Origin of the sequence: Azospirillum sp., from assembly GCF_035627195.1 — a bacterium.
GTDB lineage: Bacteria > Pseudomonadota > Alphaproteobacteria > Azospirillales > Azospirillaceae > Azospirillum.
In genome coordinates, this window is the sequence record NZ_DASPMG010000350.1 from 18318 (window position 1) to 31285 (window position 12968).

At 72.1% G+C, this 12968-nt stretch carries 14 protein-coding genes and 1 riboswitch; of the genes, 7 read left to right on the forward strand and 7 right to left on the reverse strand.

Annotated features, from left to right (window positions below):
• Positions 1-31: 31 nt before the first annotated feature.
• The 3 genes from VED21_RS31075 to VED21_RS31085 are packed head-to-tail and all read right to left on the reverse strand — an operon-like array spanning position 32 to position 1513.
• Positions 32-589, reverse strand: a complete 558-nt coding sequence (locus tag VED21_RS31075) for a hypothetical protein (RefSeq protein WP_324889441.1) — start codon at positions 587-589, stop codon at positions 32-34.
• Between the two features lie 53 nt (positions 590-642).
• A complete protein-coding gene (locus VED21_RS31080; protein ID WP_324889442.1) occupies positions 643-1323 on the reverse strand; it encodes a CbtA family protein in 681 nt (226 codons plus the stop codon).
• Positions 1324-1333: 10 nt separating this feature from the next.
• A complete protein-coding gene (locus VED21_RS31085; protein WP_324889444.1) occupies positions 1334-1513 on the reverse strand; it encodes a CbtB domain-containing protein in 180 nt (59 codons plus the stop codon).
• A 35-nt stretch (positions 1514-1548) separates the two neighbouring features.
• Positions 1549-1772: riboswitch (cobalamin riboswitch) on the reverse strand.
• 131 nt (positions 1773-1903) lie between these two features.
• Here VED21_RS31085 and VED21_RS31090 point away from each other — a divergent pair.
• The 6 genes from VED21_RS31090 to cobM are packed head-to-tail and all read left to right on the forward strand — an operon-like array spanning position 1904 to position 8080.
• Positions 1904-2980, forward strand: a complete 1077-nt coding sequence (locus tag VED21_RS31090) for a sirohydrochlorin chelatase (protein ID WP_324889445.1) — start codon at positions 1904-1906, stop codon at positions 2978-2980.
• On the forward strand, positions 2970-3632 hold the full coding sequence (locus VED21_RS31095; RefSeq protein ID WP_324889447.1) for a precorrin-8X methylmutase: 663 nt from the start codon (positions 2970-2972) through the stop codon (positions 3630-3632). The genes VED21_RS31090 and VED21_RS31095 overlap by 11 nt, the downstream gene beginning before the upstream one ends.
• Positions 3629-4840, forward strand: a complete 1212-nt coding sequence (gene cbiE, locus VED21_RS31100) for a precorrin-6y C5,15-methyltransferase (decarboxylating) subunit CbiE (protein WP_324889449.1) — start codon at positions 3629-3631, stop codon at positions 4838-4840. Before VED21_RS31095 ends, cbiE begins: the two co-directional genes overlap by 4 nt.
• On the forward strand, positions 4837-5520 hold the full coding sequence (gene cobI, locus VED21_RS31105) for a precorrin-2 C(20)-methyltransferase (protein WP_324889451.1): 684 nt from the start codon (positions 4837-4839) through the stop codon (positions 5518-5520). Before cbiE ends, cobI begins: the two co-directional genes overlap by 4 nt.
• On the forward strand, positions 5517-7322 hold the full coding sequence (cobJ, locus tag VED21_RS31110; protein ID WP_324889453.1) for a precorrin-3B C(17)-methyltransferase: 1806 nt from the start codon (positions 5517-5519) through the stop codon (positions 7320-7322). Before cobI ends, cobJ begins: the two co-directional genes overlap by 4 nt.
• Complete coding sequence (gene cobM, locus VED21_RS31115; RefSeq protein WP_324889455.1) at positions 7319-8080, forward strand: precorrin-4 C(11)-methyltransferase; 762 nt, start codon at positions 7319-7321, stop codon at positions 8078-8080. Before cobJ ends, cobM begins: the two co-directional genes overlap by 4 nt.
• An 8-nt stretch (positions 8081-8088) precedes the next feature.
• Here cobM and VED21_RS31120 read toward each other — a convergent pair whose 3' ends face one another.
• The gene (locus VED21_RS31120; RefSeq protein ID WP_324889457.1) at positions 8089-9231 is read right to left on the reverse strand and encodes an FkbM family methyltransferase; all 1143 of its coding nucleotides are present in this window, start codon (positions 9229-9231) and stop codon (positions 8089-8091) included.
• Positions 9232-9307: 76 nt separating this feature from the next.
• Here VED21_RS31120 and VED21_RS31125 point away from each other — a divergent pair, with 76 nt between their 5' ends.
• A complete protein-coding gene (locus VED21_RS31125) occupies positions 9308-10216 on the forward strand; it encodes a phytanoyl-CoA dioxygenase family protein (RefSeq protein WP_324889459.1) in 909 nt (302 codons plus the stop codon).
• Positions 10217-10516: 300 nt separating this feature from the next.
• On the opposite strand, the gene VED21_RS31130 is transcribed toward VED21_RS31125, so the two are convergent.
• From VED21_RS31130 to VED21_RS31140, 3 genes are all read right to left on the reverse strand, one after another.
• On the reverse strand, positions 10517-10810 hold the full coding sequence (locus VED21_RS31130) for a hypothetical protein (protein ID WP_324889461.1): 294 nt from the start codon (positions 10808-10810) through the stop codon (positions 10517-10519).
• Positions 10811-11149: 339 nt separating this feature from the next.
• Entirely contained in the window at positions 11150-11902 is a 753-nt protein-coding gene (locus VED21_RS31135; RefSeq protein WP_324889463.1) for a cobalt-precorrin-6A reductase, read from the reverse strand.
• Positions 11902-12968: cobalt-precorrin-5B (C(1))-methyltransferase (locus VED21_RS31140; protein WP_324889465.1), on the reverse strand; the 1067-nt coding region annotated here is incomplete at its 5' end. The genes VED21_RS31135 and VED21_RS31140, both read right to left, overlap by 1 nt.

Here is a 12968-nt window from a genome sequence, read left to right on the forward strand (position 1 = left end):
TGTTGGGCCAAGCGTCGGCGCGGCCCAACATTTACTCACCGTTTGCCGACAGCCGGATCCCCATGCGGCGGGATTCCATCATGAAGGCGCGGGTCATCTGCACGATGTCCGTGCGCCAGTACAGCTGCTCCAGCGGGTCGTCGAGGAAATCGGCCGGCAGCATGGCGTAGCAATAGGTCTCCACCATCCGCTGCTCCGGCCGCCATGGGTCGCTGCCGTCGCGCCAGCCGATCATCCAGCCGGCGTGCCCGGCGCCGATGGCCCAGCGTTCGAACCGCGGCGCCATGGTGTGGCTGTCCACCGGGTCTTCCACCGGCACACGGTAGATCGCAACGAAGCGGCGGACGTTCAGCTGCAGGCTCATCACCAGGGCGTCGCCGAACGCCTCGACCCGGTACAGGCAGTCGGACCAGCCGGGAACGTGGCTGAAGGTTACCACGGCTTTGCAGACTTCGCTCAGCGGGCGTTCGGAAAGACGGTCGGAGAGCGGCGGGGAGTCGAGGTCCACGGCACGCAGCGCCTCCACCATGTCGATGGTGAGGAAGCGGCGCACGCGCTCGTGCGCCTCGTCGATGGACATGCGGGTCATGGGTGTTTCCCGGTGGTGGCGACCACCGGGAAACAGCCCCATGCCCACTTTGTTCAGTGGGCGAAGCGCCGGAAGAACCCGCCGGCCAGCCAGCCCAGCGCGCACCAGAACAAGGCGCCGACGCCGATGGAACGGGCGGCGAACTGCCCCGCCAGTTCCGGCGGCACGCCGCCGCCGAAGGCGGCCGGATGCGGCGCGCCGACGACGTGCGGCAGGGCCGCCAGCGCCAGCGCCACCGGGATCCGCCACGCCCCCCGCCCGAATGCCAGGAGCCACAGCGCCGCCGCGGCACCGACCGCGGCGAAGGACCACCACGCCTGCCGGTCGGCAAGGTCGGCCGCGTAGGTGCCCGGCACCTCCGGCGGCAGGCCCAGGGCCGGGGCGAGCGTGAAGGCGGCGAAGCCGGCGAGACCCCACAAAAGCCCCTCCCGCTCCTCCACGGCGCGGCCGGACAGGGTGAAGCCGGCGACCACCAGCAACGCGAAGCCCACCCCCGTCACCAGGTTGGCCAGCACGGTCAGGCCGGTGCGCTCCGCCACCTCGCCCCAGTCCGGACCGGACGGGGCAGGGTGGGCGTGCGCGTGGCCGTCACCATGGCCTTGAGCGGGCATGGCCTGCTCGTAGACCTCGGCCTGGAGGATCAGGGGCGTGGTGAGGGCGGCTTGCAGGGCCGACACGAGGACGCCGGCCAGCAGCCCCGCGGCGAGCGCCGCGGAGAGGATCCGCCTCAACATGGCGGCGCCGTCAGTGGCAGGGGAAGGAGAAGGCGTGCCGGCTGTCGTGCGCGGCCTCGTGCAGCGCGTTCGCCGACGCGAAGCCGGAGCCGTACAGCAGGAAGACGCCCAGCAGGGCGGCGACCAGGGCGGGGACGAGGGATTCGGCGCGCGGCAGGCCGCGCGTCTGGGCAGCGTGATTGACGTTCATCTTCATGATCTCCAGTTGCCGTCACACCCGACGGTTGGATTGGGCCGAAGATGGCAGGTTTCCTGGCTCGCGGGTCGTCGCCGTCTGGCCGGACACCTTCCCGGGGGCTGTCGCCTCCGGTGGATCGTCAGGCCGGCTCGCCGCTTACAGTTGCGGGGGCAGCCACGGATTTGGTCCCTCGATTTGGTCGACCGCACCGTGTTCCCTATTACCCCGGGTCCGCTTGGCGTTTCCGGGCACCATCGCGGCGCAGTGTGGCAGGGCGCCGCAGCCCCCGCAAGCCCCCTTCGCAAAGGGTGTCGCCGACGCGGCAAAAACCGTTGACGCTGGGGCGCCGCGGGGCCTACGACCATGGCCGCGAATGGCGCCGCAACCGAGGAAAGGCTCCCGATGGGCGAGAAGCTGGGCGTGATGATCTGCGGCCACGGCAGCCGCGACGCCGACGCGGTGGCGGAGTTCGCCTTCGTGGCCGGAAAACTGGCCGGAAGGCTGCCCTTCGAGCACGTCGAGCACGGCTACCTGGAGTTCGCCCGGCCGGTCCTGCGCGAAGGGCTGGACAAGCTGCGCGCCAAGGGCGTCACCCGCATCCTCGCCGTGCCGGCCATGCTGTTCGCCGCCGGCCACGCCAAGAACGACATCCCCTCGGTCCTCAACGCCTACGCCGCCGAGCATCCGGGCCTGCGCATCGACTATGGCCGCGAACTGGCCGTGGACCTGAAGATGTTGCGCGCCGCCGGCGACCGCGTGGCGGAGGCGCTGACGGTGGCCGGCGACGGCGTGTCGCGCCACGACACGCTGCTGGTGGTGGTCGGCCGCGGCTCATCGGACCCCGACGCCAACTCCAACGTCGCCAAGGTCACCCGCATGCTGTGGGAGGGGATGGGCTTCGGCTGGGCCGAGACCGCCTATTCCGGCGTCACCTTCCCGCTGGTGGAACCGGCGCTGGAGCACGCCGCACGGCTGGGCTACAAGCGCATCGTCGTTTTCCCGTACTTCCTGTTCACCGGCATCCTGGTGCGCCGCATCTACGACGCCACGGACGCGGTGGCGGCGCGCCATCCGGGCATCGAGTTCGTCAAGGCGCCCTACCTGAACGATCACCCGATGGTGCTGGAGACGATGTCCGAGCGCGTGCGGGAGATCGTGGACGGCACCGGCAACATGAACTGCCAGATGTGCAAGTACCGGGAGCACTTCCTGGGCTTCGAGGACGAGGTGGGGCTGCGCCAGGAAAGCCACCACCACCATGTGGAGGGCATCGGCGTCGGCGTCCCGGCGCACGACCATGATCACCATCACGGCCACGACCATCACCACCACCATGATCATGACCACGACCACGATCATGGGCACCATCACGACCACAAGCACGGCCACAACCACGACCACGGACACCACCACCCGTATCCCCAGGCGGACCATCCCTTGGGGCCGCGCAGCCTGACGCGGGCGGGCCATGGCGACTGATACGGAGCAACCGGCCGGCGCGCCCATGGAGTATCTGCGCGATCCGGACGCCATCTACCGACAGTCCTTCGCCACCATCGCGGCGGAGGCCGACATGTCCCGCCTGCCGGCGGACGTGGCGGAGGTGGCGACCCGCCTGATCCATGCCTGCGGCATGATCGACCTGCTGGACGACCTCGCGTGGTCGGACGACGTGGCGGCGGCCGGCCGCGCGGCGCTGAAGGCCGGCGCGCCGGTGCTGGTGGACGCGCGCATGGTGGCGGCCGGCATCATGACGGCACGGCTGCCGGCACGAAACCACGTGGTCTGCCGCCTGGACGACCCCACCGTGCCGGGGCTTGCGCGGGCGCTGAGCACCACGCGCTCGGCGGCCGCCGTCGACCGCTGGCTGCCGGAACTGGAAGGCGCGATCGTCGCCATCGGCAACGCGCCGACCGCCCTGTTCCGCCTGTTGGAGCTGATCGACGCCGGGGCGCCGCGCCCGGCCGCCGTGCTGGCCTTCCCCGTCGGCTTCGTGGGTGCGGCGGAGTCCAAGGAGGCGCTGGTCGCGGATCCGCGCGGCCTTCCCTTCATCACCGTGCGCGGCCGGCGCGGCGGCAGCGCCATGGCGGCGGCGGCGGTCAACGCGCTGGCGCTGGGCCTGGCGGAATGACGGCGCTTCCCTGGCTGACGGTCGTCGGCATCGGCGAGGACGGCCTGGACGGCCTGTCGGAGGCGGCGCTGCGGGCCATCACCGCGGCCGAGGTGCTGGTCGGGGGTGCGCGTCACCTCGCCATGGTGCCGGACGCCGGGTGCGAGCGGCTGGTCTGGCCGTCGCCCTTCGACTCCATGGTGGACGAGCTTCGGAAACGCAAGCGCCTGCGCGTCGTCGTGCTGGCCAGCGGGGATCCGATGCTGTTCGGCGTCGTGCCGGTGCTGCTGCGCCATTTCGACCTTTCCGAGATGACCGTCCTGCCGGGCCTCAGTGCCTTCACCCTGGCCTGCGCGCGGCTGGGCTGGGCGCGGGCGTGGGTGGAGGGGCTGACGTTGCACGGCCGGCCGGTGGACCTGCTGCACCCCGCCGTGCAGCCGGGTGCCCGCATCCTGGCACTGAGCAGCGACGGCACCACCCCGGCCAAGGCGGCGGCGCTGCTGCGCGCGCGCGGCTACGGCCCCAGCCGGATGGTGGTGCTGGAGCACATGGGCGGCCCGCGCGAGCGCCGCGTCGAGGCCACCGCCGACACGCTGCCGGACGGTCCCTTCGCCGACCTCAACACCATCGCCATCGAGTGCGTGGCGGCACCCGGCGCGCCGCTGCTGGCGCGCGTGCCCGGCCTGCCGGACGACGCCTTCCGCCACGACGGACAGATCACCAAGCGCGAGGTGCGCGCCGTCACCCTGGCCGCGCTGGCCCCGGTGCCGGGGCAGACGCTGTGGGACGTTGGCGCCGGCTGCGGCTCCGTCGCCATCGAGTGGCTGCGCACGCACCCGAAGTGCAACGCCGTCGCCGTCGAGCATCGCGCGGACCGTCTGGCGCTGATCGCCGACAACGCGGCGGCGCTGGGCGTGCCCAACCTGCGCGTCGTCGAGGGCCGGGCGCCGGACGCGCTGGCGGACTTGGCCCCGCCGGACGCCGTGTTCGTCGGCGGCGGGCTGACCGCACCGGGCGTGGCTGAGGCGTGCTGGAACGCACTGCCCACCGGCGGCCGCTTCGTTGCCAACGCTGTAACGCTGGAGGGCGAGGCGGTGCTGATCGCCCTGCACCGGCGCCTGGGCGGCAGCCTGACGCAGGTCGCCGTCAGCCGCGCCGCGGCTGTCGGCGGCTTCACCGGCTGGCAGCCGATGCGCCCCGTCGTCCAGTTCGCTGCCATCAAACCATGACCGGAACCCTATACGGTGTCGGCGTCGGCCCCGGCGATCCCGACCTGATCACGCTGAAGGCGCTCAAGATCCTGCGCACCACCCCCGTCGTCGCCTATCTGGCGGCCGACGCGGCGGAGAGCCTGGCGCGCGCCATCGCCGCCCCGCACCTGCCGGGCGGGCAGGCCGAGGTGGTTATCCGCGTGCCCATGCGCACCGACCCGACGCCGGGGCAGGCCGTCTACGACCGCGCGGCGGAGGAACTGGCGGCGCATCTGGAGGCCGGGCGGGACGTGGCGGTGCTGTGCGAGGGCGACCCGCTGCTCTACGGTTCCTTCCAGTACCTGCTGAACCGGCTGGCCGGGCGGGCGGAGGTGCGGGTGGTGCCCGGCGTCACCTCGCTGACCGCCGCGTCGGCCGCCGCCTTGGCGCCGCTGGCGTCCCGCAACGACGCGCTGGCGGTGCTGCCGGCGCCACTGGACGCCGGGGTCCTGCGCGACCGGCTGCGGGCCGCCGACGCGGCGGTGATCGTCAAGCTGGGCCGCCATCTGCCCAAGGTCCGCGCCGTCTTGGACGAGCTGGGCCTGCTGCACCGTGCCGTCTATGTCGAGCGCGTGTCCATGGACGGGCAGCGCATCCTCCCGCTGGCCCAGGTGGACGGGCCGGCGCCGTATTTCTCCATGATCCTGGTGCCGCGATGACCGAAGTTGCCGTGATCGTCCTGACGAACCGCGGCCTGCCCACGGCGCGGCGCGTGGCTGCCGCCGTTGGCGGCGCCGTGCACGGCCTGACCGGCCGGGTGGAGGGCGCCGACGCGGCGTTCGCCGACACCGCCGAGCACCTGCGCGCCCTGTTCGCCGCCGGCACGCCCATCGTCGGCGTCTGCGCCGCCGGCATCCTGGTGCGGGCGCTGGCGCCGCTGCTGGCCGACAAGCGGGCCGAGCCGCCGGTGCTGGCGGTGGCCGAGGACGGCAGCGCCGTGGTGCCGCTGCTGGGCGGCCACCACGGCGCCAACGCCCTGGCGCGGCGGCTGGCGGAGGCGCTGGAGGGCGTGGCGGCGGTGACCACGGCCGGCGACCTCGCCTTCGGCGTGGCGCTGGACGACCCGCCGCCCGGCTGGCGCCTCGCCAACCCGGCCGACGCCAAGGCCTTCACGGCGGCGTTGCTGGGCGGCGCGCCGTGCCGGCTGGACGGCGACGCGCCGTGGCTGCGCGGCAGCGGCCTGCCGTTCGCGGACGGGGCCGAGCACACGCTGTGGGTCACCGAGCGGGCCGGGGCGGGCGACGCGCGGACGCTGGTCTACCACCCGCCGGTGCTGGCCGTGGGCGTGGGGTGCGAGCGCGGGACCGACCCGGCGGAGCTGAGCGACCTCGTGCACGCCACGCTGGCCGAGGCCGGGCTGGCGACGGGCGCCGTGGCGCTGGTCGCCTCGCTGGACCTGAAGGCGGACGAGCCGGCGGTGCACGCGGCGGCGGCCGCCCTGCGTGCCCCGGCACGCTTCTTCGACGCCGCCCGGCTGGAGCAGGAGGTGCCCCGCCTCGCCAATCCGTCGGACGTGGTGTTCCAGGAGGTCGGCTGCCACGGCGTGGCCGAGGGTGCGGCGCTGGCCGCCGCCGGGCCGGACGCGCGGCTGGTCGTGCCCAAGCGCCGCTCCAAGCGCGCCACCTGCGCCGTTGCCCTGGCGCCGCAGCCGATCGATACGCTGCAGGCGGGCCGGGTGCGGGGGCGGCTGAGCATCGTCGGCATCGGCCCCGGCACGCCCGGCTGGCGCACGCCGGAGGCGGAGCGGTGGCTGGCCAGCGCCACCGACCTTGTCGGCTACCACCTGTACCTGGACCTGCTGGGGCCCGCGGCGACGGGCAAGCGGCGGCACGGGTACGAACTGGGCGCGGAGACGGAGCGCTGCCGCATCGCGCTGGACCTCGCGGCCGAGGGGCGCGACGTGGCGCTGGTGTCCAGCGGCGACGCCGGCATCTATGCCATGGCGACCCTGGTCTTCGAACTGATCGAGCGGGAAGGCGCCGCGCACGACGCGTGGACGCGGGTGGACGTCGCCGTCACGCCCGGCATCTCCGCGCTCCAGGCCGCCGCCGCGCGGGTGGGAGCACCTCTGGGCCACGACTTCTGCACCATCTCGCTCTCCGACCTGCTGACCCCCTGGGCGGTGATCGAGCGGCGCATCCGCGCGGCGGCCGAGGGGGACTTCGTCGTCGCCGTCTACAACCCCGTGTCGCAGCGCCGCACCGCGCAGCTGGGTGAGCTTAAGCGCGTGCTGCTGGAGCACCGGCCGGCCGACACGCCCGTGGTCCTGGCCCGCAACCTGGGGCGGGAAGGGGAGGTGGTGCGGGTCATCACGCTGGGCGAGCTGTCGGCCGATCAGGTGGACATGCTGACGCTGGTGCTGGTCGGCTCGGGCGAGACGCGGCGGCTGCCGCGCGGCGACGGCGGGGTCTGGGTCTACACGCCGCGCGGCTACGCGGCCAAGCGCGAGGAAGCGAAATGACCGTCCACTTCATCGGCGCCGGGCCGGGTGCGGCCGACCTGATCACCGTGCGCGGGCGCGACCTGATCGCGCGCTGCCCGGTGTGCCTCTACGCCGGCTCCCTGGTGCCGGAGGAGGTGGTGGGCTACGCCCCGGAAGGGGCGCGGGTGGTCGACACGGCACCCCTGACGCTGGACGAGATCGTCGCCGAGATGGCGGCGGCGCACGAGGCGGGCCTGGACGTGGCGCGCGTGCACTCCGGCGACCCGTCGCTGTACGGCGCCATCGCCGAGCAGATGCGGCGGCTGGCCGACCTTGGCATCCCGTACGACGTGACGCCCGGCGTGCCGTCCTTCGCGGCGGCAGCGGCGGTGCTGGCGACCGAGCTGACGCTGCCGGAGGTGGCGCAGACGGTGATCCTGACGCGCACCGCCATGAAGTCCTCCCCCATGCCCGACGGCGAGAGCCTGGAGGCGCTGGGCCGCACCGGGGCGACGCTGGCGATCCACCTGTCGGTGCGCAACCTCGATCACATCTGCACGACCCTGGCGCCGCTGTACGGCGAGGACTGCCCGGTGGCGGTGGTCTACCGCGCCACGTGGCCGGACCAGCAGGTGATCCGGGGGACTCTGGCCGACATCCGCGCCAAGGTGCGGGCGGCCAAGCTGACGCGCACGGCGCTGGTGCTGGTGGGCCGCGTTCTGGACGCGCACGGCTTCCGCGACAGCGCGCTGTACGACCCGGCGCACGCCCACGTCCTGCGGCCGGAGCGGCGGTAGCTGACGCCTCACTCCGCGTACAGCACCGTGTCGTGGAAGATGGGGCTGTGGTGGCGCAGGCGGAAGCGGTAGTCGGGGCGGATCGCGGATATCGCGTCCTGGACCGCCGCGAGGTCGTCGGGCTTGTGGTAGACGGCCAGCGACAGCTTCGGCTTGTGGCGGCGGATGGTGTCCGCGGCACCGCGCAGGGCGGGGATCTCCGCCCCCTCGATGTCCAGCTTGATCAGGCTGACGGGGCCGAGGTCCAGGCCGTCCAGCGCGCGGACGGGCACTTCGACCCCGCTGCCGTCGCCCACGCTGCTGGCGGCGCCGCCGGCCGACAGGCGCAGGGTGGCGTCGCCGTCCCACAGGCCAAGCGGGTGGACGGTGACGCGCGGGATATCGGCGGTGCGGCGGCGCAGGGCGTCGACGTTGGCCGGGTCCACCTCGAAGGCATGGACGGCGCGGTAGCGGCCGGCCGTCCGCTCATGAAAGTAGACCACCGTGTCGCCGTCGAAGGCGCCGCCGTCGACCAGGGTCTCGTCCGTGCCCACGTCGAGGGCGTCGGTGAAGAAGTACATGGCCTTGTAGGGCAGGCGGCGCGGCTCGATCCAGGCGCGGTCCCAGGTGAGGCGGTGCAGCAGCAGCGACAGGTAGGTGCGGCGGCTTTCCTCGTCCGCGTACCCTTCCCACACGTCGCGGCGGTCCAGAAGTGCTGCGATCCCGGCCGGGTCGGAGAAGGCGTCGGGCGTCTCCAGCCCGGCGTGCCGCATGGCCTGGAACAGCGACAGCAGCGGCCGTCCGCCGGGCGCCCAGAGCGCCGAGAAGTGCTCCACCGCGCGGTCGGCGCAGCAGCACATGACGCCCACCAGGTCCGGCCGCCGTGCCATCAGGGCGCGCAGGCCGGCGTCGTCGAGGATGGTGTGGCCATGCTGGACGGTGCCGGCGCGGGCGTTGTCGACGACGCCGGCCACGTTCAGGTGCGCCAGCGCGTGCGCCACGAAGGGCTGGGCGATGACCGAGCCGGCGCCGATCAGCACCAGCGGCGCCGTGGACAGGTCGACGCCGCGAAGGCCCGGCGCCTCGATGGCGCGCCAATCGCCGCCGGTGCGGGCCAGCGTGTCGAGGGCGGCGGCCAGCGCGCGCTGCAGATCTGCGACCGAATGTTCCATCGTCCCTGCCCGGATTGAACGCGCCCCGGCCGCGCGGCTACCATGCCGCACCACTCAACCCAGGGGGCCTGCGGGCATGCTGAGCGATATGAACGGGCGCATCAACCGGTTTTACTGGAAGCTCATGCAGCGCCCGGCGTTCTGCAACCCGGCGGTCATCGACGGGCTGTCGCGCGTGCTGGCGCTGGCCTGCCCGAAGAGCGGCGATGCCTTCGATGCCGAGGCCGAGCGCCTCGCCGCGCAGATCCGCGAGCGCGGCTACACCGAGCCGCTGGAACTGCTGCCGGCCGAGCAGATCGACGCCATGCGCGCCTACTTCGAGGGGCAGCTCTGCCACGACCCCTGGCGCCCGCACCTGGGGCAGTTCCAGCCGCACGCGATCCCCAGCGACGAGACCAACATGGGCTGGTACAGCGACCAGCAGATCATCGACGCGCCGCACATGGTCGACGCGCTGGCGCACCCGCTGGTGCTGCGCACCATCGAGCGGGTGTTCGGCTGCAAGCCGACGCTGGGCTTCCTGAACTGCTGGTGGGCCTATCCGGAGCGGGCGGGGGCCAAGGGATCGCAACGGTTCCACCGCGACTTCGACGGGCTGCGCTTCATCAAGCTGTTCATCTACCTGACCGACGTGGACGAGGACGGCGGGCCGCACGTCTACGTCGCCGACACCCACGACCGGCGGGAGCTGTACCACCCCCGCGCCATGACCGACGACGAGGTGGCGGCGGCCTTCGGCCGCGACCGGTTCGTGACGCTGACCGGCCGGAAGGGCATGTGCTTCCTGGCCGACACGCGCGGCGTGCACAAGGGCCTGCTGCCGCGCAGGAGCGAGCGGCTGGCGGTCATCGCCCAGTACGCGCTGTGGCGTTCCGCCCACCAGCCGGAGCGGCCGATGCGCCCGGTGCCGCCGGGGCGGTACGATTCCTATGTCATGCGCCGCTTCCTGGAGGAGCGCACGCCGACGCCGGCCATTCCGGGGTGAGCGCGACCGTAATGTTACCGGATGATACCGGATGATACGGATTCCGGTGGGTGTCACATTTGGGGGCGGCGTTCCGAATGCAACGGGATGCAACCGGATGCAACGGATTCGGGTGGGTGTTGCATTGGGGGGGTGAACTTTGCTGAGTCTTGCACCCACCCGGTCTCCGCTTCGCTCGCCCCCAGTGAGAGTTGTGTGACAAGAGTTTATGTGTGCTGCCCATCTGGAGAAGGCATTAAGGCTCTCTCAGTTGCCAAGTGGCGAAATGGACATGTAGTCTCAGTTCGCTAAGACGGCTCGTCACGAGTTCACCTTTCTCGAAAATACTGCTTTCAGCTCATCTAGTTTTTGGGAGGATCTTGAGTGGATAGCATCGATAACTGCCGATGGGCGGCCTGAATGTTCAAGGGCTGCAATGTCCTTTTCAACCTTTTTAATGCATGACTTGAGGTGATCTAGGCCCATTTCTGGCATGAATTTAAATTCGCCGGCTCCGTCCTTCCAGAAATTATGTCTAACATTATCTGGGTAGCCAATGTAGTAGTATGTGTGCTCAATTTCGAACTCAAGAAGTCCCAACTCTTCTTCGGTCATATTGTCGTTCCTTTCTTTGTAGAACCGGGTGGAAGCTGCCTATCATACGCCCGTATGAATATTCGAGCGCAATCGCCGTCAAATCTAGCCTAGACAAGTGAGAAGAGCAACCGAGGCTCTTTTGTTCACGAAGTTGAAATATGCAACCGATGCCCCGACAGCATTCGCGGGAAACCTCAAACGGATCATTGTGACCGCGATGCGCGCAGCTCCTTGCATCGAATACACCTCCGGAATGAACATACGTGGTTCTCCGCCTGGAGCGCACTAGGCAGGGGAGGTTAGGGTGGGGGCAAGCGTCGCAGCGCGGGCACGCACCACGCCCCATGTTCGCACCCACTATGCTCCGTCGTTAGGAATAATGTCAACGAGGGCGTCCAGCCACGCCAGCGCTTCGGCCACGGTGGCGGCGCGGGCGCCCGGCGGGGGCGGGGGGCGGGAGACCAGGAGCACCGGAAGGCCCAGGCGCCGTGCGGCGTCCAGCTTGGCGTCGTTGCCGCCGCTGTTCTTGGCGACGACGGTGGTGATGCGGTGCGTGGTGAGCAGCGCCACTTCGTCGTCCACGCGGAAGGGGCCGCGGGCGGTGAGGACGGCGTGATTCGGCGGCAGGGGGCCGTCGGGTGGCTCGACGCTGCGGATCAGGAACCAGACGTCCGTGCGGGCGGAAAAAGGATCCAAGTCCTGGCGGCCGATGGCGAGCAGGGTCCGGGCGCCGGACGGCAGAGCCGCGGCGGCGGCGGGCAGGTCGGGCACCGGCGTCCAGCGGTCGCCGGGCTGCGGTTCCCAGGGCGGGCGGACCAGGGCGAGGCGGGGCGTGGGGTGCAGGCGGCAGGCCTCCACCGCGTTGGCGGAGATACGCGCGGCGAAGGGGTGCGTGGCGTCGATCAGCGCGTCGATGCCCCGGGAGGCCAGGAAATCGGCCAAGCCGGCGGCGCCGCCGAAGCCGCCGGTGCGCAGGCGGCCGGGCAGGGCGGCGGGGCTGCGCGTGCGGCCGGCCAGCGAGGTGGTGACCTCAAGGTCCGGGCGGGCGGCGAGAGCGCGGGCGAGGGCGGCCGCCTCCGTGGTGCCGCCGAGGATGAGGACGCGGCGCATCAGGCGCCCGCGCGGCCGACGGGCGTGCCGTCGCGGTCGACCACCAGCACGTCGACCGCGACGGGGGCGCCGTCCAGCACCGACAGCGCCACGCGCCGCGCCTGGGCGGCCACGTGGTCGGCCAGCGGCAGGCCGATGGCCGAATCCAGCACCTGCTTGGCGGTGTTGGCGGTGCGCGCGGCGGCGACGCGGCCGGGATCGGCGCCGCACTCCTCCAGCCGGTCGGCCAGCCAATGGAAATCCACCTCGCTGCGGCCGGAGTGCAGGTCCATGGCGCCCTGCGCCAGCTTGGTGACCTTGGCGAAGCCGCCGGCGATGGTAAGGCGGGGCAGCGGGTGGCGGCGCAGGTACTTCAGCAGGCCGCCGGCAAAGTCGCCCATGTCCAGCAGCGCCTGCTCCTCCAGCGCGTGCAGGCGCTGCACGGCGGCCTCCGACGTGGAGCCGGTGCAGCCGGCGACATGGCGCAGGCCGGCGGCGCGGGCCACGTCCACGCCGCGCTGGATGGAATGGATCCAGGCCGAGCAGGAGAAGGGCACGACCACCCCCGTGGTGCCGAGGATGGACAGGCCGCCGACGATGCCCAGGCGCGGGTTCCAGGTCTTCGCCGCCAGTTCGGCGCCGCCGGGGATGGAGATTTCCACCACCACGTCGCCGCCGCCGCCGAAGGCCGCCGCGACCTCGGCGACGGCGGCGGCGATCATGCGGCGGGGGACGGGGTTGATGGCGGGCTCGCCGGGCGGCAGGGGCAGGCCGGGCTTGGTGACGGTGCCGACGCCGGGGCCGGCGCGAAAGGCCACGCCGGTGCCGGGCGGGCCGGGGCGGACGGTGGCGAGAACCAGCGCGCCGTGCGTCACGTCCGGGTCGTCGCCGGCGTCCTTTATGATTCCGGCGGTCGCGGCCTGCTCCGCCCGGTCGGCGCGGGCCAGCGCGAAACCGGGCCGTTCGCCGCGCGGCAGCACGATCTCCACCGGATCGGGGAAGGCGCCGGTCAGCAGGGCGGTGTAGGCGGCCTTGGCCGCCGCCGTGGCGCAGGCACCCGTCGTCCAGCCGTGGCGGAGCGGCGTTT

What these genes read in the sequence shown, in the direction of transcription:
- VED21_RS31120 (WP_324889457.1), bottom strand. Translation starts at nt 9,231, where the DNA reads ATGGAACATTCGGTCGCAGATCTGCAGCGCGCGCTGGCCGCCGCCCTC.
- cobI (WP_324889451.1), top strand. Translation starts at nt 4,837, where the DNA reads ATGACCGGAACCCTATACGGTGTCGGCGTCGGCCCCGGCGATCCCGAC.
- VED21_RS31090 (WP_324889445.1), top strand. Translation starts at nt 1,904, where the DNA reads ATGGGCGAGAAGCTGGGCGTGATGATCTGCGGCCACGGCAGCCGCGAC.
- VED21_RS31095 (WP_324889447.1), top strand. Translation starts at nt 2,970, where the DNA reads ATGGCGACTGATACGGAGCAACCGGCCGGCGCGCCCATGGAGTATCTG.
- cbiE (WP_324889449.1), top strand. Translation starts at nt 3,629, where the DNA reads ATGACGGCGCTTCCCTGGCTGACGGTCGTCGGCATCGGCGAGGACGGC.
- VED21_RS31125 (WP_324889459.1), top strand. Translation starts at nt 9,308, where the DNA reads ATGCTGAGCGATATGAACGGGCGCATCAACCGGTTTTACTGGAAGCTC.
- VED21_RS31085 (WP_324889444.1), bottom strand. Translation starts at nt 1,513, where the DNA reads ATGAACGTCAATCACGCTGCCCAGACGCGCGGCCTGCCGCGCGCCGAA.
- VED21_RS31075 (WP_324889441.1), bottom strand. Translation starts at nt 589, where the DNA reads ATGACCCGCATGTCCATCGACGAGGCGCACGAGCGCGTGCGCCGCTTC.
- VED21_RS31130 (WP_324889461.1), bottom strand. Translation starts at nt 10,810, where the DNA reads ATGACCGAAGAAGAGTTGGGACTTCTTGAGTTCGAAATTGAGCACACA.
- cobJ (WP_324889453.1), top strand. Translation starts at nt 5,517, where the DNA reads ATGACCGAAGTTGCCGTGATCGTCCTGACGAACCGCGGCCTGCCCACG.
- VED21_RS31080 (WP_324889442.1), bottom strand. Translation starts at nt 1,323, where the DNA reads ATGTTGAGGCGGATCCTCTCCGCGGCGCTCGCCGCGGGGCTGCTGGCC.
- VED21_RS31135 (WP_324889463.1), bottom strand. Translation starts at nt 11,902, where the DNA reads ATGCGCCGCGTCCTCATCCTCGGCGGCACCACGGAGGCGGCCGCCCTC.
- cobM (WP_324889455.1), top strand. Translation starts at nt 7,319, where the DNA reads ATGACCGTCCACTTCATCGGCGCCGGGCCGGGTGCGGCCGACCTGATC.